Here is a 20,825-nt window from a genome sequence, read left to right on the forward strand (position 1 = left end):
GCGGCTCAGCCGCCCGGCGTCTCGCCCACCCGCAGCACCTCGGCCAGCCGCATGCGGCGGTGCGCGAGCGCGTCCACGGCGACCGCGACCAGCAGCAGCGCGACCGCGCCGACCGCGACCCAGGCGAGCGCCGCGCCGTCCACCACGATGGCCGGCGTCCGCACACCGCCCACCAGCACGTCCAGCCCCATCGCGGTGCCGAGCTGGGTCACCACCAACGCGCCCGCCGCACCACCCGCGACCAGCGCCGCGAGCACGACCGGCGCGAGCTCCACCCCGGCCAGCCACCAGCCCAGGCGCGGCCGCATGCCCAGGGTGCGCAGCAGCGCGAGCGTCCGGCCCCGCTCCCGGGCACCCGCGAGCGCGGTCGCGACGGCACCGACGGCGGCGAGCAGCGCGGCCACGAGGGCGCCGATCACCAGCGTGCGCTCGACGCCCTGGACGAGCGCGTCGGCGCGGCTCTCGGCCAGCCACGCGGCCCGCGAGGTCGCCGTGGCCGTGCCCACCGTGTCCGCGGAGTCCGGCGGGAGCGCCCCGACCACCGCCGCGGCCGCCTCCGCCGCGCCCGGCCCGTGCACCCAGGCGACCGTGGGCGGCAGCGCGCCCTGGTCGGCGATGAGGGTCCCCAGGGCGAGGAACACGAACGGGCCGCGCCCGGAGCCCAGCGGTGCGTAGGTCGTGGTCCCGACGACGTCGAGCTCGGTCCGCGCGCCCGACACCCACAGGGAGAGCCCGCGAGAACCGATGCGCTCGGCGACCCACGGGCTCACCACGGCCTGCACCGTCGGGCGCGGGTCCCCGCGCTCCGGCACGGGCACCGTGGTGCCGTAGGGGAGCCGGTCCAGGGCCGCGAGGTTCACGTCGGCGCCGGGCAGGCCCTCGAGGGTCACCCGGTACGGCTCGTCCACGGCGAGCACCGTGACCTCCGTGTCGCGGTTGCCGAGGTCCGCGCGCGCGCCGCTGACCACGCGCGCCGCCACGACCTCGGTCACGCCGGGCTCGTCGCGCAGCCGCGCGGCCAGCAGGCCGACGTCGTCGGCGGTCACCATGGCATCCGCGCCCACGAGGTCCCACGACGCGCGGACCTGGCCCGCGCGGATGGTGCTCACCAGGAGCAGGCCGCCCACCCCGACGGCGACGGCGAGGGTCAGCACGAGCAGCGGCAGCGGCTGCAGGGCCCGCCGCGCCCGGCTCGCGCCGACGACGCCGAGCGCGCCGCGCGACCGGCGCGCCAGGACGCTCGCGGCCAGCACCGGCCAGGGGTACAGCCGCAGCGCGAGGACCGCCGCGGCGAGCGCGACGAGCAGCGGCGCCGCGCCGATGAACGGGTCCGTCGACGCCGTCGAGGTCTGCAGCAGCCCGCGGCGCTGCAGGGCGACCGCCGCGGCCGCGGCGACGAGCACCGCGGCGACCTCGCCCACCACGCGCGCGGCCGCGCGTCGGCGAACCAGCCGGGCGCGGTCGCGCCGGTTCGCCGGCACCCGGGAGCCCGACCACGCGCGCCGGGCGAGCACGCTGCCCCACGCCGGGGCGGCCAGAGCGGCTGCCGCGAGGACCGCCGCGAGCCCCACGGGTTCTGTGGTCCCGGGGAGGAGCCAGGCCAGGAGCGCCAGGGTCGCGGTCGCCGCGGCGACGGTCACGGTCAGGGCCTCGACGCCCAGCCGCAGCAGCACGGTCCCGACGGCGGCCCCCCGGGCGCGCTCGAGCTCGAGGACGCTGCGCCGGCGCTCGACGACGAGGCGGGCCAGCAGGACGAGGACGAGCGCGACCGTGCCGGCCGCGCCGAGCGTGGGCACCGACATCTGCGCCGCGGCGGACCGGGCGGCGCGGGCGAAGTCGTCGAGCGCCTCGGGCAGCGCGCTCGTCACCGCGGCGCCGAACTGGATGCGCGCGGGCAGCAGCGTCTCCGCGCTGGTCTCGAGCCGGCGCAGGTCGGCCCGGACCTGGCCTGCCACCTCGTCGTCGAAGCGGGCCGGGTCCGGCACGTACCGCAGGACGGTGGTCGCCGTGCCACCGAGCGCCGCGTCCAGGGCGCCGGCCAGCTGCGGCGGCGCGAGGAGCGCCATCGCGTCCCCGCGGCCGGCGGTCCACACGCCGACGTCGTCGCTCCACACGAGGGCGTCGGGGTCGACGGCCTCGACGAGCGCCACCACCTCGACGGCGACGGTCGGCGGCTCCTCGCCGAGCGCGGCGACGCGCCGGCTCGGGAGCACCATGACGTCGCCCACCTGCACGTCCCAGGCCTCCGCCGCCGCCGCCGGGACGGCGACGCGGAAGGTGTCGGTCGCGGCCACGCGTCCCTCGCGCGGCAGCTCGCCCTCGACCACCCGCACCAGGGAGTCCGCGGGCACCCGGGAGTCGAGCAGCGTGAGGCCGACGGCCAGGTTGTCGGGGGCCGCCACCGGCTCCCCCGGGCCCGACGCGTCCGGACGCGCCACGGTGAGCACGGGCGTCGTCGCGCCCGTCAACGAGACCACGACCTCGTGGACGACCGTCCGCAGGCCCGGCGCGGCGATGTCGACGAGCAGGTCGTCGATCGCCCGCATCGCCCGGTCGGCGCGCGAGCCACCGACGGTGACCACGAGGTCGGCGTCGCGCCCGGCCGCGGCGACGGTCTCGCGCGCACCCTCGTCGAGCACGCGGGTGGCCAGCCGCGGCCCGCCGACCGCCACGCCCACCGCGAGTGCGACGACGACGAACCACGCCCCCAGCAGGACGACGTCGCGCCGGGCGGCGCGCACCCCGAGCAGGCGCACCGCGGCGAGCATGGGCAGCACGCGCCGGCGCCGGTCGCGCTGGCGAACTCGGACGACGGCGACCTCCGCCGCCCCGCGCCCGCTCACCGCGACTCCCCCGCCCGCAGCAGCTCGGCGGGGTTCGCGGCCCGCTGCGCGGCGGCGATGCCGGTGGCCAGCACGCCCACGACGACGGCGAGCACGACGGCGACCCATCCGAGCCCCCGCGCGGGCGCCAGGACGACGGCGGGGATCGGCGCCGCGCCGTCGGCCCCGCTGATGAGCAGGCGGGTCACCTGTCCGGTGACCCCGGTCCCGGCCGCGAGGCCGAGGACGACGCCCAGCGCGGCCAGCACGGCGACCTCGAGCCCGAGGACCGTGGTGAGGCGCCCGCGCGTCAGGCCGACGGCGCGCAGCTGCGCGAGCTCGAGGCCGCGGCCGCGCACCGACACCGCGGTGTGCACCGCGAAGCCGACGGCCGCGACGACCGCGCCGCCGAGCGCGAGCAGCCCGAGGACGACGGGCGTCGACGCGCGCAGCGGGTGCTCGAGCAGCTCCTGGGTCGCCCCGGTGCGGGTGGTCACGCGGTCCTGGAGCGGGCGGCCGGCGGCGTCGGCGGGCAGGGCGGCCGCCCACGCGTCGGCATCGGGCGCGTCCACCCACCACTCGTCCACGAGCGTCGCCGAGGCGCCGCCCTGCGCGAGCAGGCGCGACAGGGCGGTCCGGTCGACGGCGACGGCGAGGCGGTCGGTCAGCGTCGGGACGTGCTCGACGACGCCGCTGACGACGCCGCGGACCACGACCCCCTCGGCCTTGATCCCGATCATCTCCACGTCCGGACCCAGGTGCTCCGCGAGCGCGCTGGAGACGACGGCCGGGATCTCGAGCACGGGCTCCCACGCGACGACGGCGCCCATGGTCGGCCGCCAGGCGAGCAGGTCGGCGGTGCCGACCGCGCGGACCCACAGCGGGGAGGCGATGGGGGCGTCGCCCTCGCGGGCAAGGCCGTCGCCAGCGACCTCCCAGCGGTCGGCGGGAACCTCGATGGGGTCGCGCACGACCCCGACCTCCTCGCCCATGATGTGGAAGTCGTCCTCGACCCAGTCCGCGGGGTCGACGGCGGACACGTTCTCGGCCGGCCGCAGGGCGGCCAGCTCGGTGATCATGATGTCGGCGTCGTAGGGCAGCCCGTAGGACTCGTAGGGCATGCCGTTGTCGACGACGATCGCCTGCAGGCCGACCAGCCGCAGCGGGTAGGAGCGGAGCGCGGCGGCGGCGGAGAGCCGGTCCGCGGCCTGCTGCGCCGTCGGCACGGCGGGCAGCCGGACCTCCGGGAGCAGCTTGGCCACGGTCTCGGTGCGGGCCTCGAGCGGGTACATCCCGAGCTCGACGGTCGACAGGACGCCCGCGCCGTCCTCGATCACGGCCCGCAGCACGACCGCCGGGCCCACCGGCAGCTGGGTGCCCGTGATCTCGATCGTGACCTCGATGCCGACCACCTGGTCGCCGAGATCGATGCCGCCCGTGGTCGGCCCGGGGGCGGGCAGCGCCGCGACGGTCGCGCCGCCCTCGGTCCCCAGCCGGCCGACGTCGAGCATCGCGCGCGCCGGCCCGGTCGCCGCGAGCATCTGGGTGGTCACGCCGGAGAAGCCCACGTCGAGGTCCGCCTGGCCCGAGCGCCGCTGCCCGACGTGCGCGACGCCGCGCGCCACGGGCTCGGGCCTGGCCCCGCCCGCGAGCAGCGCCCCGGCGTCGGTGCCGGGCATGCCGTCGTCGTCGACCACGGCGGGCGCGCCGACGGCGAACGCCGCCTGGTCGCGCTGCGAGGTCTCCCAGGTCGCGGACTGCGTCAGGCCGAAGGTCGCGGCGCCGAGCGCGACGGCGAGCAGGAGCACCGCCGTGGCCGCCTGACGCGGGCGACGCCCCAGCTCCCAGCCGGCCAGCGGCAGCACGACGCCGCGCCCGCGCGCCGCCCCCCGCTCGGCGAGCCTCGTGACGAGCGTCAGCACCCGGACGCCGACGAGCACGGCGGCCAGCAGCAGCAGCGCCGGGCCGACGACGAGGACCGGGTCGACGGTCAGGCCCGCGCCCGAGCCCACCAGCAGCCCGCCGTACGACCGCAGCTGCAGCCAGGCGCCCACCGCCAGCGCGACGACGACGGCGTCGGCGGCCAGCCGCGCGAGGGAGCCCGCCCACGGGGCGCGACCCCGCGCCTGCTGGCCCTCGACGAACGTGGCGGGGGCCCCGAGCAGCGGGACGAGCGTGGCCGCGACCAGCATGAGCGCGACGACGCCACCCGCGGCCCACGCCGTCCAGGGGAGCGCGCGGACGCCGTCGAGCACACCGCCCGTGAGCCCGTCGGCGAGCGGGCCGCCGGGGGCCCGCAGCAGGAGCGGCGCGAGCACGGGCCCGGCGACGCCCACGAGCACCCCGAGCGTCCCGGTCTCGACGACGAGCGCCGCCACGAGGTGCGCGCGCGAGGCGCCCCGGGCGCGCATGAGGTCGTGCTCGGCGTTCCGTGCGTCGGCCACGAGCCGGGCGGTCTGCAGCAGGGCCGCGAAGGCGACGAGCAGCAGGATGACCGCGGCGACCGCCACCCCGGCGCGCGTGACGACGACGCCCGTCATCGTGTCCCGGAGCAGGAACCGCAGGGGCACCGAGACGTCGGCACCGCCCACGAGCGCGTCGACGCGGAAGCCGACCTCGTCCTCCATGGTGTCGGCGGCGGTGCGCAGCGCCGGCAGGTCGGCGGCCGTCATCTCCGACAGGTCGGGGGCGACGCGCAGCAGCGAGCGCAGCACCTGGATCACCCCGCTGTCGACCGTCTCCGCCGACGCGACCAGCGGGCCGAAGGCCTCGGTGGACAGGAACCCTCCGCTGCCCGGCACGGGGTAGCTGTCCGAGTAGGCCCACCCCCCGAGGCGGTCTCGCCCCCAGTCCGTGCGGTCCGGGTAGGCCACCTCGTACAGGCCGTCGATGCGCACGACGACGTCGGCCTCACCGATGCGGTCCTTGAGGACCAGGGTGTCGCCGACCTCGAGGTCGAAGGCCTGGGCGCCGACGACGGGCGCCGCGACCGGGACGGGTTCGTCGCCGCCCGCCCACGCCCCGGGCCAGGTCCCGTCGACGAGCGTCGCCGAGGACTCGATGCTGTCGCGGCGGTCGACGTAGGCGAGGGCGTCGATCATGCCGGGCCGGGCCACCCCGTACAGGTCGGAGGTCGCATGGACGTCGAGCGCGACGGGCGCGCCGAGGATGTCCGACACCGCCGCCGACACGCCCTCGCTCGCCTCGGTCACGGAGACGTCGAGGTCGCCCAGCGAGACCGTGAGCCGGGCGCGCTCGGGGTCGCTCGCGAGGGCCTGTCCGACGCCCCGGTTCTCCGTCAGGTGCAGGACGAGCGCGAGCGTCGCCACCAGCGTGGCCACGAGCAGCGCGACCGTCGCCGTGACGGCCAGCAGCCGCCACTGCGTGCCGGCGCGGTGCCGCACGATGCGCAGGAGCCAGAGGCCCGGGCGCGGGCGGACGGGGCGCCGCGAGCGTGCGCCGACGCCCGGGGTGCCGGTGGGCACGCTCCCGGTTCGCGAGCGCGTCGTCGTCGTCACCGGTCCGGCTCAGCCCTGGGTGTCCTCGACCAGCCGGCCGTCGGCCAGGCGGATCGTGCGGTCCGCCATCGCCATGAGCGTGGCGTCGTGGGTGGAGATGATCGCCGTCATGCCCTCGGCGCGGACGACGGCCCGCAGCAGCGCCATGATCGCCGCGCCGGTCTCGGCGTCGAGCTGACCGGTGGGCTCGTCGGCGACGAGCAGGCGCGGGGAGTTCGCGAGCGCCCGCGCGATCGCGACGCGCTGCTGCTGACCGCCGGACAGCTCCGACGGCCGCTGGGCGGCGTGCGGCGCGAGGCCGACCAGCTCGAGCAGGTGGGCCACGCGCGCCTCGCGCTCGGCGGGCGCGACCCGCCGCAGGCGCATCGGCAGACCGACGTTCTCCGCCGCCGACAGCAGCGGGACCAGGCCGAACGTCTGGAACACGAAGGCGAGCTCGTCGCGGCGCAGCCGCGTGCGGCCGGTCTCGTCCAGCGCGGTCACCTCGTGCTCGCCGATGCGCACCCGGCCCGACGTCGGCCGGTCCAGGCCGCCGATGCAGTTGAGCAGCGTCGTCTTGCCCGAGCCGGACCGGCCGACGAGCGCGACGAGCTGGCCCCGGGGGACGTCGAAGGTGATGCCGGCGAGCGCGTGCACGTCGCCGCCGGAGGACCGGTACGTGCGCGAGACGTCGACGACGCTGACCGCGGTGCCGGAGGTGCCGGCGGCCGCCGGCCCCGTGGCCGGGATGCGGCCCGTCTGCGCGGTCACGACGCACCCTCCTCGTCGCCGCGCCCGCGGCGCGACCGTCCGGCGTCGGGCCAGACGCCCACGTGGTCCTGCTCGAGCTCGAGGCGCACGCGGTCGCGCAGGCCGAGCGCGGACCGGTAGTCCTTGGGCAGCTGCAGGCGGCCGGCGCGGTCGAGCACCGCGTACTCCTCGGCGACCACGGAGGAGGCGCCGAACTCGTCGACCTCGGTCCGCCGCACGACCTCCGACGACGTGCGCCCGTCGCGGATCGCGACGGTGCGCTGGACCTGGGTGTGCACGCCTTCGTCGTGGGTGACCACGACGACCGTGGCGCCCAGCTGGGTGTTGGCCGCGCGCAGGGCCGCGAAGACCTCGTCGCCCGTCGCGGAGTCGAGCTCGCCGGTCGGCTCGTCGGCGAAGAGCACCTGCGGGCGGTTGGCGAGCGCGACGGCGACCGCGACCCGCTGCTGCTCGCCGCCCGACAGCTCCCCGGGCCGCCGGTGCGCCTTGTCCCCCATGCCCAGCATCTCCAGCAGCTCGGTCGCCCGACGGCGGCGCGCCCGCGCGCGGGTGCCGGCGAACGCCATCGGCAGGACGACGTTCTCGACGGCCGTCAGGTACGGCAGCAGGTTCCGCGCGGTCTGCTGCCAGATGAAGCCGACGACCTCGCGGCGGTAGGCGAGGCGGTCGGCGGTCGTCATGTGCAGCAGGTCCCAGCCGGCGACGCGGGCCCGGCCCGCGGTGGGCACGTCGAGCCCGGAGAGGATGTTCAGCAGCGTCGACTTCCCCGAGCCCGAGGCGCCGACGATGGCGACCATCTCGCCCGGGTGGATGAGCAGGTCGAGGCCCTGCAGCGCCTGCACCTCGATCTGCTCGACCTGGTAGATCCGCACGAGGTTGTCGCAGACGATGAGCGCGTCGGCCCCGTACTCGTGGTGGCCGGCGCCCTGGCCGGGACCGGGCGCAGCCAGGGGCGACGCCACGGACGTCACGGTCTGGGTCATGCCGTCGCCTCTCTGCTCGGCACTCCGGGGCTGGACCCTGCGCCGGGTCCCGTCGTCGGCATCCTGCCCACAAACTCAAGATCACGGGGACGGAACTGGACTGTCGCGTCCGAACCGTTACGAGAGGAGCCGTCGGGGGCTTCACTTGCGCGATAGAGCGATATATCGTGATGGCTCGACGATAGATAGACGACATCTCGGAGGTGTCAGCATGGGTGAGCACCCGACGTTCCCTCAGCCCCCGTTCGACGGACGCGGCGGCCGACGCCGACGTGGCCCGGGCTTCGGCCCCGGAGAGGGCTTCGGCCCGGCCGGCAGGTTCGGTTCCGGAGACGGCTTCGGCCCCCCCGGCGGGTTCGGTCCCCCGGGTGGGTTCGGCCCGGGCGGCGGCTTCGGACCCGGCCCGTTCGGGCGGCACGGCCGCGGGCGAGGCCGCGGACGCGGTCGCGGCGACGTCCGCGCCGCGATCCTCGTGCTGCTCGCCGAGCAGCCGCGCCACGGCTACGAGCTGATCCAGGAGATCTCCGCACGCAGCCAGGGCTTCTGGACGCCGAGCCCGGGCTCGGTCTACCCGACCCTGCAGGCGCTCGAGGACGAAGGGCTCGTGACGATCGACTCGGTGGACGGCCGTCGCACCGCCTCGCTGACCGACGCGGGCCGCGCCTACGTCGGCGAGCACGCGGAGCAGCTCGGCGAGCCGTGGGCCGGCCCGACCGACGCCGGGCCCGCGCTCGCGCTGCGCCGCGAGGTGCTGGCCGCGCGCGACGCCGTCGCGCAGGTCGTGCGGGTGGGGTCGCCCGCGCAGCAGGCGGCCGCCGCGGCCGTGCTCGTGGCGACCCGCAAGGAGCTCTACCGGATCCTCGCCGACGGCGACGACACCCCGGAGTCCTGACCGGCGCGCACGCACCGCCGCTCCTGGTACGGGTGCGAACCCTGGGACAGGTGGGACGTCACATCTGGCCCACGGGTCACCTGCGTCACAGGTGCGGCGCTCCGTGTACGCACGGGCGGACGTTCGGACGGCCCGGACGCGCCCCTCCGCGCGCCCGGGCCGTCACGTCTCCGGTGGGTGCCGGTCGGGCCCTCCATCCCTCACGACACCCACCGCTCAGAGGAGGCCCGCAGGCCTCGGTGTGACCGCCGACTTCGCGGTCACCGGCGTCGCCCGCGCTGGCCGTCCGGGGACCGGGCGAGAACCCTGGTGCGGGACCGAGTGCAGGTCCGCGCGCGGTGCCGGACGCGTGCTCGACGCCGGCCGCCGCGCGGCCACCGCCGGCCGCCGCGTGGCGGGCCGCCAGAAGTGGCCCGCCGGAAGGAAGACCAGCAGGCCGGTCCCGACGGCGGCGACCAGCACCGCGTCCACGGCGTCGTCCACCGTCACGGCCCAGACGTCGGCCTCGGCCGCGGCCACCACGCCGATCGCGACCCAGGCGACGGCGGCCGAGACGAGCACGGCGCCGATCGCCGGGAGCGCACGCCGACGGCGTGGGAAGAGCCGCTGGGCGCCCAGTCCGAGCCCCACGGCCCAGGTCAGCCCGGCGAGCAGGACGCCGGCCGCGACGGGTGCGAGCGCGCGCGGGGTCGTCAGGTCCCCCAACGTCGACGCGAGCACCCCGCGGCCGGCCTCCAGCACCCCGGGCGCCGGCATCTCGTACGGCGTGAGGACGACCGCGGCCGCCGCCGTCGCGGCAGCGCCGAGCACGAGCGCGGCAGTACCCGCCAGCAGCGGTACCGCGACGAGCCATGCCGTGCGCCGACCCACCGATCCCCCTCCGGACGTCAGGACGCTCCTCAACGCCCCCTTGACCTGTAGACGTCGCACGACCCGCGATCGCTGGCACCGTTCTCCGCTTCGATGCGCATCCGTGACCGTTCCGTGACCTGAGATGCCGCGAATCGGGCGCAACGACCCCCACGCCCCACACGCGCGGCACCGCGCGACCCGCTCCGGTTGCCGCGCGCCCGCTCGCGTCGTTCCCTGCCCCCATGAACGACGACGCCCGCGCGGCCGTCTTCCACGACGCCGCACCCCTGTCGGCCCGGACCACCGCGGACGGGCCCGATGATGCGCACCTCGTGCCACCGGGCGTCGACCAGGCGACCGTCGACGCCGTCGGGAAGCTCACCGCCGCGCTCGAGGTGGTCGAGCAGGCGCGGGGGATGCTGTACGGCTTCCACCGGCTCACCGGCCGCGCCGACAACGACCTGCGCGACGCCCTGGACGCGCTCGAGGCCGCCGGCCACGACGAGCTGGCCCGGGCGATGCGCGAGGACCTGTTCGGGCGCAACGTGCTCAGCCACCGCTGGACGTTCCAGGTGGTCGAGGACTACGACGACGGCTACTGGTCGGCGTTCCGGCGGTGGGAGCAGGAGGCGCGCGACCGCCTGCTGGCCGGCCGGCGGCACGTGTACGAGGCGCAGCTCAAGGAGCGCAACCGCACCCACGGGCGCCCGGGGCACGAGGCGCGGCCCGAGTCCGGCCACTAGCCGGGCGCGCGGGCTCAGGGGGCGGCGTCGGGCAGGGTGCGCGTCACGGCGGCGATGCTCAGGACGGCGTCCGCCGACGCGGGCTCGAGCCGGACGTCCATCGACGCGCTCGACCCGGGCGCCAGGGACGCGAACTCCGGACGCGCGCCGGACTGCTGCACGGTGCCGTCCGCGCTGGTCGCGACGAGGTCGACGCGGTAGGTCAGGACGGCGTCGCTGCTGTTGCGCACGGTGACCGGGACCAGCAGGCGGCCGCTGCCGCGGGACACCTCGCCGACGGTGACGTCGGCCGACAGGTCGTAGGGGCCGACGTCCTCCGCGGCGAGAACCGTGAGCTCGGGGATCTTGGCGGCGCCGCCCGTGGGCCCGGCGTAGGCGCCCGCGACCTCGGCGTGCACCCGCAGCACGCTGCCGATCTGCGCGGCCCCGAGCACGTCCGGGCTGCCGCGCAGGACGGCGACCGTGCCCTCCACCTCGCTCGCCGGCTGCGCGGAGGTGACCCGCACCTGCAGCGTCCCGCCGCCGGTCGCGGTGTACGTCCGGGTGACGAACGCGTGCACGACGATGCGCTGTCCCGCCGAGGCCTCCGGGGCCGCCTGGATGCCGAGCCACGTCGCGTTGTCGACGGGCGCGAACGACGCGAGGTCGACCGGTTCCGACGACGACGTGGGCGCGACGGCGGGGTCCACGTCGGGGCCGCCGTCGTCCGCCCCGCTGTCGGCCTGCGCGGCGCAACCCGCGAGGAGCGCGGCGGCCACGGCCGCGAGGGCGGTCGCGCGCCGGACGGTCCCGCGCCCGGCGGTCGCCCGCCCGGCGGTCGCGCCCGGGCGCGAGGCGCGCGGGCGGGTGGCGACGGACGTGCGTGCGTGGTTCATCGGCGCTCCCGGCTCGTGGACCACTTTGTCCGGTCTTGGCGTGGAAAATACAGGGTGGCACGAAGATCGCACCCCGGCCACCCCTCGGGCCGCTCAGCCGCGCTGCGGCGGGACGAGCCAGCGCACCGAGCGCATCACGTCCTGCGCCTTCAGCCACGTCCAGTGCTCGCGGCCGCGCTCGGCCGCCTCGTCGCCCCAGCCGACCATGACGTGCGTCGAGGTCCAGCGGATCGCGCGCGCCGGGCGCCACTCCTCCGCGCCGTCGGACCACACGAGGTGCACGATGACCGGCACGTTGCCCTGGGGCTTGACCGGCGGGTCCGGCGGGCGCTCCCCGTTGACGACCGCGCGCTGACCGGCGATGGGCATGACACCTCCCTCGAACACCTGTTCGAGAGTCTAGCGCGCCGACGCCTCCCGCAGATCCAGGACCAGCCGCGGGACGCGGCGGCTGCGCACGCCCGCGAGCCACGTCCGCGCCGGCCACGAGAGCCGGACCGCGAAGTAGTTGACGTACTCCACGACGCCGAACGCCCACACCCCCGCGACCAGCACGCCCGCGACCCCGCCGGGCCACCAGACGACCACGCCCGCGAGCCCCGCCGCGAGCACGACGACATCCGCCACCCGGCACGCGCGGAACGCCGCGGCGGCCGCCGTCGGCATCGGGGCCCGGCCCACGTACGTGCGCGCGAGCAGCCAGTACGCGCCCGCCTGGACCAGCACCACCAGCAGCGGCACGACGGCGGACCACAGCGCCCGGACGCCGTCCGGCCCGCCGAGCCGCGGGCCCGCCAGGAGCGCGACGACGGCGAACGTCCCGGCCGCCGTCAGCTCGCCCGTGCCGAGGGACAGGTACCGACGTCGCAGCTCGGCCCGCCGCTCCTCCCGCACGGCGCCAGCGTAGGGGCGGCGTCCGGCGTCGCTAGGCTTTCGGCGGCGCGGGTGCGCACCGCGCCGCGGCCGCCGACACCCGGCGGCCGGTGGTCGCGAGAAGGCAGGCCGTGGAACCAGCCCCCAGGAGCAGGGACGGGAGCGTCCACGTCACCGACGAGCGCGTCAACACCATCACGCACCTCGCGGCGTCGTGCTTCGCCCTCGTCGGGTCGGCGATCCTCATCGCCCAGGCCGGCGCTCAGGGCGACGCGTGGAAGATCGTCGGCTTCGCCGTCTACGCGTTCTCGGTCCTGATGCTCTTCGTGTCGAGCACGCTGCACCACGGCATCGACCGGGGCCCGCGCGTCAACGAGATCCTGCGCACGCTCGACTACGACTCGGTGTTCCTGCTCATCGCGGGGTCCGTGACGCCGCTGGTGCTGGTGCTCTTCCGGAACACCTACGGCTGGGCGGTGCTCGGCGCGGTGTGGGTGATCGCCGCCATCGGCATCGTGCTGCGCTCGGTGCTGCGCACGCTGCCGAAGTACGTGACCAACACCCTGTACATCGCGCTCGGCTGGATGCCCGTGCTGCTCGCGGGCGCGGGCGCGTCCCTGCCGTTCGGGGCGTACGCGCTGATGGCGGCCGGCGGCATCGTCTACAGCGTCGGCTTCGTGCTCTTCGTCGTCGAGAAGCCGAACCCCGTGCCGGGCGTCTTCGGGTTCCACGAGATCTGGCACGTGCTGGTGGTGCTCGGCGCGCTGTTGCACTACCTGCTGATGTACCTGTACGTGCTGCCCGCCTGAGTCGGTCGCCCGGCGACCAGGTCAGTCGCTCCCGGCCGCCACGAGCGGCGCGAGCTCGACGAGCAGCGCGTCCTCGTCGCCGTCGACCGTCATCGCGACCCGGTCGGCGTGCGCGGTCGCGAGCTCCCGCAGCCGCGGCGCCAGGAGTTCCCCGGGGCCGACGACGGCGACGGTGCTCACCCCGCCGCCCGCCCACGTGACCCGGACGGCGCTCCCCGGCCCGACGGCGTCCAGCACGGCCCGGAGCGCGGCGCGGCACGCCTCGGCCGAGTCCGCGCCGACGGCCGGCCGCACGTGACCAGGCACGACGTCGACCCGCGCACCCGCGTCGCGGGCCGCGGCGAGCGCCGCCGCGACGGCGTCGTCCACGAGGTCCGGCGCGGCGAGCCGGTCCCGCGTCGCGGACCCGAGACGGTCCAGGGCCGCCGCCTGCCCGGCGTCGACCGCGGGCGCGTCCCGCAGGAGCTCCAGCGCACCCCCGACCGCGGCGTCGAGCGCCGACGCCCGCGCGGCCGCGTCGGCCTGCCGGTCCGCCTCGACCGCGAGCGCGACCCGCAGCTCACCTGCCCGATCCGTCATCGCCGCGACCGTCTCGAGCGCGTCGACCAGGACCGACCGCACCACCCAGCCCGCCGCGAGGGCCGCGAGCACGAGGGCGACGATGTCGCCCACCTGCGCGGCGAGCGGCGCGTCGCGCAGGCGGGCCAGGCCAGGCGCGAGCACGGCTGCCATCACCAGTGCCGCCACGACCGGCAGGCGCCGGGGCGCGGGCGGCTGCGGACGAGGGGCGGACTGCCGCGACGCCTGGCCGGTCGCCCCCGGACCGGCCGGCCAGACCAGGACGACGGCCGTCCCGCCGCCCTCGTCCGGCCCGACGTCCGCGCGGCCGCCGACCGCGCGCATCCGCGCCTCGATGCCCAGCCGCACCCCGAGGCCCGCAGCGCCGAGCCCCGCAGCGCCGCCGACGCCGATCCCATGGTCCGTCACGACCACCCGCGCCGCGTGCTCGCTCAGCTCGGCGACCACCGTGGCAGCGTGCTGGCCCGAGTGGCGCCGCACGTTCGTCAGGGCCTCCTCGACGGCGCCCGCGAGCGCCTCGCGCACGCCCGCGTCGACCTGTCCGGCGCCGTCGTCCACCACGGTGATCTCGGCCTCGAGCCCCAGCCGGGCGGTGTGGCGCCGCCATCGGGCGTCGAGCGAGGACTCCGGGCGGGCCTGGCCACGCAGGAACGCCAGGGCGTCCGACGCCAGCTCGCGCGCCGCCGTCGACACCGGCCCGGGCGCGGCGAGCGCCAGCGCGCCGAGCACCTTGTCGTGCACCAGGCCGTCCCACAGCTCACGGTCCCGGGCGCGCTCGGCGATCCGCGTCCGCTCCTCGGCGGCCTCCCAGCCCGCGGCGACGGCGGCCGGGACGGCGTCGTGCGCGCGGGCCACCGACCGCACGACCACGAAGGCGGCGAGGGCGGCCAGCCCGGTCACCGCGCCGCCGACGACGGCCGTCGCCCCCGCCGCGGGCCAGCGCGCCCAGGCGCCCGCGACGGCCACGACCGGCACGACGGCGAGCGCGGCCCGGCCGGAGAGCAGCACGGCCGCGCACGCGCCCGTGACCAGGAGCGGCAGGACCGCGTCGACGTCCGCCGCGGCGCCGTCGCGCTGCGCGAGGAGGGCGAGCGCGCCGACGCCCAGCACACCGACGGCCACGAGTGCGCGGAGCGCGGGCGTCACGTCCAGGCCCGACGCCGCTCGCCAGACCAGCCAGCCGACGACCGCCGCGAGGCACGCGACGACGGCCACCGCGGCCCCCGACACGTCCGGCGCCTCGAGCCAACCGCGCACGGCCGCCGGGGTCTGCGCCACCAGGGCCACGACGACCAGCCACGAGAGGGCGGTGCGGACCGGACCGACGTCAGGCATCATCGGACCAGCGCTCGCCCGGCGGTGCGACGAGCCCGTCCTCCACGGCCCTCAGGTACAGCTCGGTGCGGGTGCGCACCGGCCGCCCCGCGTCCAGGTACTTGCGCTTGGCGCGGGCCAGGTACTCCTTGGCGGTCTCCTCGGCGACACCGAGCCGGCGCGCGACCGACTTCAGCGGCAGGCCCGTCGCGTACAGGTTCACCACCTGGGCCTCGCGCGGGGCCAGGACCGGCCGCTCGGCCATGACCAGCTGCAGCGCCGCCGCCCAGTCCGCGTTGACGTGGGCGTCGCCGTCGGCCACCGTGCGCACCGCCTCGGCGAGCACCTCCCAGGACTCGTGCTTGCCCACGACGCCGAGCGCGCCCGCGCGCAGGCACTCCGCGACGACCTGCGGCTGGCGCACCTGCGTGTACAGCAGCACCGGCCACCCCGCGGCGACCAGCGCGGCCACGTTCGCCGGCGGCTCGCTGCCGTCCTGCAGGCGCAGGTCGAGCAGGACGACGTCCAGCCCGTCCGCGGCCGCGAGCAGCTCGCCGACGGTGGTCGCGACCACCGGCTCGGCCGCGAACGACACGCGGTCCGCGAGCCCCGCCGGGATCCCCGAGGCGATCGCGGGGTGGTCGTCGACGATGCCGACCCGCAGCGCCCGTCCCACGGGCGTCATGGTGTCAGACCCCGGCGACGCGCAGGGTCCGGACGAGCGCCGTGGCGGACGGGAGGACCGTCAGGAGCGCGTCCGGGGACGGCGCGCTGACGCTCACCGCCACGTCGTGCTCACCGACGCGCCACAGCGCCCGCCACACCCCCACGAGGCGCGGCTGCGGCCCGCGGCCGACCTCGTCGAAGCGCAGCACCGCGGTGCCGACGCCGAGGTGGTCGCTGGTCACCTCGGACACCTGGGCCGCGCCGGCACCGCCGACGTCGGCCCGTCCGAGGTACCGGTGCCGCTCCTCCGCCACACCCTCGGCCGCCAGGATCGCCACGTCCAGGACGACCGGCGGGACGTGCGCCTCCGGGAGGAACACGTAGGACCGGTCGACCGCACCGCCCGCCACCCGGCTCCGCGAGATCGCGGCGAGTGCCGTGACCAGGTGGCGCGCGACGTCGTCGAGCGGGGGCGCGTCCTCGTTACCGAAGGCACCCACGGCCTGGCCCGCCCACTCCTCGGGGCTCGCCCAGGGGGTGCCCCAGGCGTCGGGTACGGGCAGCCACGTCGACGGGTCCGGGTCGCACTCGAGCAGCAGCACCACGGTCAGTCCTCCCAGGCGAAGGTCAGCATGAGCGCGTCCACGAGCTCCTCGAACACGTCCGCGAGCTCCTGCGGCTCCGGTGCGTCGGGCAGGGTGGACACGAGGACGAACGACAGCCAGCGGCGGCTGTCCCCGGGATCGCCGACGAGGTAGCGGAGCTCCCGGCGGACCCAGGGCACGTCCGCGGAGTCGACGCCGTCCGTCGCGTCAGCGTCTGCGTCGACGGGGACGGCGGCGCCCAGGGCGTCGGCCACGGCGTCGTCCAGCTCAGGCCCGGCGTCGGCGTCGTCCGCGACCGGCCCGTCGGCGGGCAGGTTCGCCGGCGCCGTGCGGGTGGTGCGCAGCGCGACGGACCCGGGGAGGTCGACGGCCTGCGCCGTCGGGTCCTGGGACGCGATCGCCAGCAGCGTCGCCATCGGGTCCGACTGGCCCTTGGTGTGCATCGCCGCCACGGCGAGCGACACCGGCGCCGGCGCCCCCGCCGACTCCTCGAAGGGGAAGTACACCGCGAGGACGCCCTGGCCGGCGGCCTCCCGGGCCATCGCGCGCAGCCGGTCGGCCAGCTCGCGCCTCGCCCGGGCCGTCTCGTCGACGCCGCGACCGGCGAAGGCACGCGTGACCAGCGCATCGACCTGCCGGTCGACGTCGGCGCCGGTGTCCAGGCGTGCCCACCCGGGCGGGATCACGATGCTGTACCCGGCCTGCCGCTGCCGCGTGGCGGCCCCGTTGTCGGTCGTCATCACCAACCCCCACTTCCAGAGACGTCGGACGACCTGCGCGGGCCGTCCACGGCGGCGTCGACGAGCGCGTCGACCCCGCCCTGCACGGCGTCGGCCGCCTCGTCCACCACATGGTCGACCACCCAGTTGTCGAACACGGCGTCGGCGATGGCCTGCCGCCCGCGCTCGGTCGAGCGGCCCGCGAGGTCGAGCAGCTCACCGTACGAGTCGTCGGGGAACACCTGGTCGCCCCAGGCGCGTGCCCGGCCTGCGGGGTCGGTGAGCCCGGCGCGCACGAACCGCATCTGCTCGGAGTTCATGAGGACGCCCTGCGCCTGCTTGAGGATGCCGTCCGACGCCGCCTGCCCGATCCGGTCCGCCACACCGCCGATGAGCGCGCCGGCGCCCACCTTGATGGCCTCGCCGAGCAGACCCCGCCAGGTGACCTTCTCCCGGCCCGCGATGACGCGGACCACGCGGAGCACGTTGCGCACGACCGTGACCGCCTTCGCGATCTTGCCGACGACGGTGATGATCTTCAGCACCTTCGTCAGCAGCACGAGCACCCCGACCGCCGGGACGAAGAACGACACGACGATCAGGACGACCTGCAGGACGGCGAGGACCGCGCTGAGCTTGTCCAGGATGTCGGCGATCGCCTCGAACCACTTCCCGAGCACGACCGCGATGTCGCCGACGGTGTCGACGATGCGGTCCCACACCGAGTCGTTGACCGTGCTCGCTGCCTCCGTGTCCTCGATGACGGCGATCGCGACGGCTGCCGCGGCGTCGCGGGAGGCGACGGCGCCGTGGAGCTGGGCGCGGGCGGCCGCCAGGTTCGCCGCGGCGTCCTCCGACGCTCGGCGGGCCAGGACGACCTGCGTGGCCAGCTCCTGCTGCTGTGCGGGGTCGCCCGACGCGCGGAGCTGGTCGTCCGCGTTGCGCTCGGCGTTCTCGGCCGCCCACGCACGGTGCTGGGCCTCGCGCGCCGCGGCGAGCGCGCTGACCGAGACCTCCTGCGCGGAGGCGAGCCGCGGCGCGTACCCCGCGAGGGCGTCCGCCAGGCCCTGGTAGCGCGACTCGATCTTGCGCAGGTCGCTGTGGACGGTGCCGACCCGCTCCCGGAAGGCGGTCATCGCGTCGCTGGAGTCGTCGCTCGCCGTGGCGACGGCGGCCAGGTTGCGGGCGGCCGACCGGATCCCGTCCACGACCTGGCGGTAGTGGCTGACCGCCACCTGGACCGCCGCGGGGTCACCCGGAACGGGGTCCCGGTCCTCGAGGAGGGGGGACCAGTCCTGGGGGCGCGCGCTCATCGTTCGTCACCCGCTCCCCGGATCGACGCCGCGATCTCGCGGTCGGCCTGCTCGAACGTCTCCGCGGTCTTCAGGGCCACCTGGTCGAGCCCCTCCATCGCGTCGACGAGGCGCTCACGGTGGACCCGCCACGACTCGGTGAACCGCTCGAGGCGGCCCGCGAGCCCCGGGTGGCCGACGTCGTCGGCGATGGCACCCACGTACGCCGTCGCGCCGGTCAGCTCCGCCCGGACCACGGCCAGGTCGCGCGCGGTGCGCCGCAGGGCGTGCGTGTCGACCTCGAGGCGACTGCCCACTGTCCTCTCCTCCCTCACGGAGGGCGCCGCCGGGGGACGGCGGCGCCCTTGCCCGTCACTGGCCGCGGATCGCCTGAGCGAGGCCGGTGTCGGTGTCGCGCATGACGTTGGCGGTCTGCCGCAGGAAGGAGGACAGGCCCTCGAGGGAGCCCACGACCTGCGTCGCGCCGGACGTGAACTCGCCGTACTTCTCCTGGAAGGCGACCGACGCCTGCTCCGTGACGAAGCCGCCCGAGACGAGGGAGTCGATGAAGGCCTTCAGCTCGTCGAGCTTGTTCGTCAGCTCGCTCTGACCGTTCTGGAGCCGACCGGCGGCGTCCTCGAGGTCCTGGTAGGTGACGTTGATGTTCGCCATGACTTCTCCTTGGATGGCACCACCGGCTCCTCCGGTGGTTCGTTGGTCGCGGACTCAGGATCGAGTTCCGCGGTACTGCCGTCGATGGGGACAACTCCCCTGGTGAGAGGCCCGCTCAGCTGTCTCCCCCGGGCCGGGGGACCTGGATCCGGCGGACCTTGCCGGCCTCGACCACGAGACCCCGCCCGGGCGGGAACTCGGTGCGGCTGATCCGCGGGAAGCTGGTGCGGAAGAGCAGGTCGCCCTCCATCTGGTCGGGTTGCAGCGCGATGCCGCGGCGACCGGAGCGCACCTCCATCACCAGAGGCCAGGTCGACCCCCACGAGGACGAGTCGGCCTCGGCGATCACCAGGTGCTCGTTGCGCTTGGCCTGCTTGATCAGCTCGGTGAGCGGCGCCTCCGCCGGTGTCCCCAGGAAGTCCGAGAGCGCCTCGATCACGACCACCACGGGTCCCCCGCCGGCGGACGGCGGCTCCTTCACCAGGGCCGTCGTCTCCGCCGCGAGGGCGGCGACGGCGTCCAGGGCCCGCTCCGACGCGGTCCAGACCGGCATGCTGCTCAGCGGCGACGTCCGGCCGGTCAGGTGGACGATGCGCAGCCCCGGCCGCCAGCGCCGCAGCGCCTGGGCGAGCTGGAGCACCGTCGTCGTCCGGCCGGAGGAGGACGGCCCGGAGACCAGGAAGGTGCCCGACGGTGTGAACCCGACGGGCGCGAGGGTGTCGTCCGCGACGCCGAGCACGGGCAGGCCGCCGACCTCGTCGGGCATCGTGGCGGCCGGCACGACCTCGGGCAGTCGCAGGACCGGCTGGGCCCGGTAGGCGGGCCTGGCCGGCACGACGGCGGCGAGCCGCTCGAAGGCACGCGACTGCTCCGCGAGGCTGGCGCTGCCGCCCAGCACCGCGATCTGCATCTCCAGACCGCCGGGCAGATCGATCGCCCGGCCGGGCGGCGAGGTCGCCGACAGGACGTCGCGGGGCGCGTCGAGCGCGAGGTAGCCGTTCTCGTCCGCCTGGCGCAGGACGACGGTGCGCTGGATACCTGTGGCGATCGACGCCGGGACGGAGCCGGGCCGGTCCGCGGACAGCGCGACGTGCACGCCGACCGCGCGGCCGTCGCCGAGGATCTGCTGGAACACCGCGTACGCCGACGTACGCCCCGCGACGCTCTCGTACTCCTGCCGGAACGCGGGGAAGCCGTCGACGAGGAGGAGGATGCGCGGCTCCTCCGTGGCGCCCGCCGCCTCCCGGTACTCCTCGATGGTCGACGCGCGACGTTGCGCGTAGCGGACCGCACGCTCGTCGACCACGCGGCGCAGCCAGGTGAGCAGGCGGTCGACGCGCTCGGTGTCGCCGCCCGAGACGACGGCGCCGACGTTGGGCAGGACCTCCAGCGGGCCGAGGGCGCCGCCGCCGAAGTCCAGCGCGTAGACGTGCACGGGCCCACCGCGGGGGGTGATCGACGCCGAGGCGGCCAGCGTGCGCAGGACGACGGACTTGCCTGAGCCGCCGGCACCGAACACCGCGAGGTTGCCCTCGGCGTCGGGTCGGAAGTAAGCGGTGCGCTGGGCCTGGTGCTCGGGGTCGTCCTGGACGCCGAGCGCCAGCCTCGTGTCGGTGCGCTGCGGGAGCTTCGCCAGGTCGTAGACCGTCGCGAGGACGGGCAGCCACGGCTTGCGCGGAGCCGGGACTCCGGCCTGGTCCGCCGCGGAGCGCATGACCTCGACGACGCGCGAGATGTCCGTCGGCGTGGTCTCGCCCGCCGCCGGGACCGCACTCGGCGGCCGCTCCCAGACGCGACCCCGGCCGAAGCCCAGCTCGGTGACGAGCACGCGGGTGCGCTCGGGCGTGGCGGGCGTCCGCCC

At 76.6% G+C, this 20,825-nt stretch carries 19 protein-coding genes; 3 read left to right on the forward strand and 16 right to left on the reverse strand.

From position 1 onward, the window contains the following. Positions 1–5 precede the first annotated feature (5 nt). Genes AFE02nite_RS11120 through AFE02nite_RS11135 form a run of 4 tightly spaced genes read right to left on the reverse strand, consistent with a single transcriptional unit; the run spans position 6 to position 8,073 of the window. On the reverse strand, positions 6–2,843 hold the full coding sequence (locus AFE02nite_RS11120; RefSeq protein WP_146819642.1) for an FtsX-like permease family protein: 2,838 nt from the start codon (positions 2,841–2,843) through the stop codon (positions 6–8). Then, the gene (locus AFE02nite_RS11125) at positions 2,840–6,307 is read right to left on the reverse strand and encodes an FtsX-like permease family protein (protein WP_146819643.1); all 3,468 of its coding nucleotides are present in this window, start codon (positions 6,305–6,307) and stop codon (positions 2,840–2,842) included. The genes AFE02nite_RS11120 and AFE02nite_RS11125 overlap by 4 nt, the downstream gene beginning before the upstream one ends. Positions 6,308–6,349: 42 nt before the next feature. Then, positions 6,350–7,090 (reverse strand): ABC transporter ATP-binding protein, encoded by a 741-nt coding sequence (locus AFE02nite_RS11130; protein ID WP_261765585.1) that lies wholly within the window; start codon positions 7,088–7,090, stop codon positions 6,350–6,352. After that, complete coding sequence (locus AFE02nite_RS11135) at positions 7,087–8,073, reverse strand: ABC transporter ATP-binding protein (protein WP_146819644.1); 987 nt, start codon at positions 8,071–8,073, stop codon at positions 7,087–7,089. Before AFE02nite_RS11135 ends, AFE02nite_RS11130 begins: the two co-directional genes overlap by 4 nt. Positions 8,074–8,284: 211 nt before the next feature. Here AFE02nite_RS11135 and AFE02nite_RS11140 point away from each other — a divergent pair, with 211 nt between their 5' ends. Next, entirely contained in the window at positions 8,285–8,965 is a 681-nt protein-coding gene (locus tag AFE02nite_RS11140) for a PadR family transcriptional regulator (RefSeq protein WP_146819645.1), read from the forward strand. A gap of 216 nt (positions 8,966–9,181) precedes the next feature. Here the strand turns inward: AFE02nite_RS11140 and AFE02nite_RS11145 are convergent, their stop codons facing one another. Continuing rightward, positions 9,182–9,835 (reverse strand): hypothetical protein, encoded by a 654-nt coding sequence (locus AFE02nite_RS11145; protein WP_146819646.1) that lies wholly within the window; start codon positions 9,833–9,835, stop codon positions 9,182–9,184. Between the two features lie 224 nt (positions 9,836–10,059). Between AFE02nite_RS11145 and AFE02nite_RS11150 the strand changes: the two genes are divergently transcribed. Next, complete coding sequence (locus tag AFE02nite_RS11150) at positions 10,060–10,560, forward strand: hypothetical protein (protein WP_261765586.1); 501 nt, start codon at positions 10,060–10,062, stop codon at positions 10,558–10,560. 14 nt (positions 10,561–10,574) lie between these two features. Here the strand turns inward: AFE02nite_RS11150 and AFE02nite_RS11155 are convergent, their stop codons facing one another. The 3 genes from AFE02nite_RS11155 to AFE02nite_RS11165 form a co-directional block, all read right to left on the reverse strand. After that, complete coding sequence (locus tag AFE02nite_RS11155; RefSeq protein WP_146819647.1) at positions 10,575–11,435, reverse strand: hypothetical protein; 861 nt, start codon at positions 11,433–11,435, stop codon at positions 10,575–10,577. A 93-nt stretch (positions 11,436–11,528) separates the two neighbouring features. Beyond that, on the reverse strand, positions 11,529–11,804 hold the full coding sequence (locus AFE02nite_RS11160) for a hypothetical protein (protein WP_034249736.1): 276 nt from the start codon (positions 11,802–11,804) through the stop codon (positions 11,529–11,531). 30 nt (positions 11,805–11,834) lie between these two features. Further along, complete coding sequence (locus AFE02nite_RS11165) at positions 11,835–12,329, reverse strand: hypothetical protein (protein ID WP_146819648.1); 495 nt, start codon at positions 12,327–12,329, stop codon at positions 11,835–11,837. A gap of 110 nt (positions 12,330–12,439) precedes the next feature. Here AFE02nite_RS11165 and trhA point away from each other — a divergent pair, with 110 nt between their 5' ends. Beyond that, the gene (trhA, locus tag AFE02nite_RS11170; protein WP_034249741.1) at positions 12,440–13,117 is read left to right on the forward strand and encodes a PAQR family membrane homeostasis protein TrhA; all 678 of its coding nucleotides are present in this window, start codon (positions 12,440–12,442) and stop codon (positions 13,115–13,117) included. Between the two features lie 21 nt (positions 13,118–13,138). Here the strand turns inward: trhA and AFE02nite_RS11175 are convergent, their stop codons facing one another. The 8 genes from AFE02nite_RS11175 to AFE02nite_RS11210 form a co-directional block, all read right to left on the reverse strand. Then, complete coding sequence (locus AFE02nite_RS11175) at positions 13,139–15,031, reverse strand: sensor histidine kinase (RefSeq protein WP_186814543.1); 1,893 nt, start codon at positions 15,029–15,031, stop codon at positions 13,139–13,141. Beyond that, positions 15,024–15,686 (reverse strand): response regulator transcription factor, encoded by a 663-nt coding sequence (locus tag AFE02nite_RS11180; RefSeq protein WP_186814544.1) that lies wholly within the window; start codon positions 15,684–15,686, stop codon positions 15,024–15,026. The genes AFE02nite_RS11175 and AFE02nite_RS11180 overlap by 8 nt, the downstream gene beginning before the upstream one ends. Before the next feature lie 13 nt (positions 15,687–15,699). Next, on the reverse strand, positions 15,700–16,281 hold the full coding sequence (locus AFE02nite_RS11185; protein ID WP_034247947.1) for a hypothetical protein: 582 nt from the start codon (positions 16,279–16,281) through the stop codon (positions 15,700–15,702). A gap of 2 nt (positions 16,282–16,283) precedes the next feature. Then, on the reverse strand, positions 16,284–17,021 hold the full coding sequence (locus tag AFE02nite_RS11190; protein WP_034247946.1) for a hypothetical protein: 738 nt from the start codon (positions 17,019–17,021) through the stop codon (positions 16,284–16,286). Continuing rightward, on the reverse strand, positions 17,021–18,313 hold the full coding sequence (locus AFE02nite_RS11195; RefSeq protein ID WP_034247945.1) for a hypothetical protein: 1,293 nt from the start codon (positions 18,311–18,313) through the stop codon (positions 17,021–17,023). Before AFE02nite_RS11195 ends, AFE02nite_RS11190 begins: the two co-directional genes overlap by 1 nt. Next, positions 18,310–18,609: a Rossmann-fold NAD(P)-binding domain-containing protein gene (locus tag AFE02nite_RS11200; RefSeq protein WP_034247944.1), complete on the reverse strand. Its 300-nt coding sequence runs from the start codon at positions 18,607–18,609 to the stop codon at positions 18,310–18,312. The genes AFE02nite_RS11195 and AFE02nite_RS11200 overlap by 4 nt, the downstream gene beginning before the upstream one ends. A gap of 55 nt (positions 18,610–18,664) precedes the next feature. After that, positions 18,665–18,964, reverse strand: coding sequence for a WXG100 family type VII secretion target (locus AFE02nite_RS11205; protein ID WP_034247943.1), 300 nt, complete (start codon positions 18,962–18,964; stop codon positions 18,665–18,667). A 115-nt stretch (positions 18,965–19,079) separates the two neighbouring features. Continuing rightward, positions 19,080–20,825, reverse strand: a 1,746-nt coding sequence (locus tag AFE02nite_RS11210) for an FtsK/SpoIIIE domain-containing protein (RefSeq protein WP_261765587.1), incomplete at its 5' end; no start/stop codon positions are given.

The sequence above is a fragment of the Actinotalea fermentans genome (assembly GCF_007991475.1).
GTDB classification, from domain to species: Bacteria; Actinomycetota; Actinomycetes; order Actinomycetales; family Cellulomonadaceae; genus Actinotalea; species Actinotalea fermentans.

Bases quoted from the DNA above. Each gene is read 5' to 3' on its own strand.
- AFE02nite_RS11135 (WP_146819644.1), bottom strand. From the start codon at position 8,073: ATGACCCAGACCGTGACGTCCGTGGCGTCGCCCCTGGCTGCGCCCGGT.
- AFE02nite_RS11140 (WP_146819645.1), top strand. From the start codon at position 8,285: ATGGGTGAGCACCCGACGTTCCCTCAGCCCCCGTTCGACGGACGCGGC.
- AFE02nite_RS11150 (WP_261765586.1), top strand. From the start codon at position 10,060: ATGAACGACGACGCCCGCGCGGCCGTCTTCCACGACGCCGCACCCCTG.
- AFE02nite_RS11155 (WP_146819647.1), bottom strand. From the start codon at position 11,435: ATGAACCACGCACGCACGTCCGTCGCCACCCGCCCGCGCGCCTCGCGC.
- AFE02nite_RS11160 (WP_034249736.1), bottom strand. From the start codon at position 11,804: ATGCCCATCGCCGGTCAGCGCGCGGTCGTCAACGGGGAGCGCCCGCCG.
- AFE02nite_RS11175 (WP_186814543.1), bottom strand. From the start codon at position 15,031: ATGCCTGACGTCGGTCCGGTCCGCACCGCCCTCTCGTGGCTGGTCGTC.
- AFE02nite_RS11190 (WP_034247946.1), bottom strand. From the start codon at position 17,021: ATGACGACCGACAACGGGGCCGCCACGCGGCAGCGGCAGGCCGGGTAC.
- AFE02nite_RS11195 (WP_034247945.1), bottom strand. From the start codon at position 18,313: ATGAGCGCGCGCCCCCAGGACTGGTCCCCCCTCCTCGAGGACCGGGAC.
- AFE02nite_RS11205 (WP_034247943.1), bottom strand. From the start codon at position 18,964: ATGGCGAACATCAACGTCACCTACCAGGACCTCGAGGACGCCGCCGGT.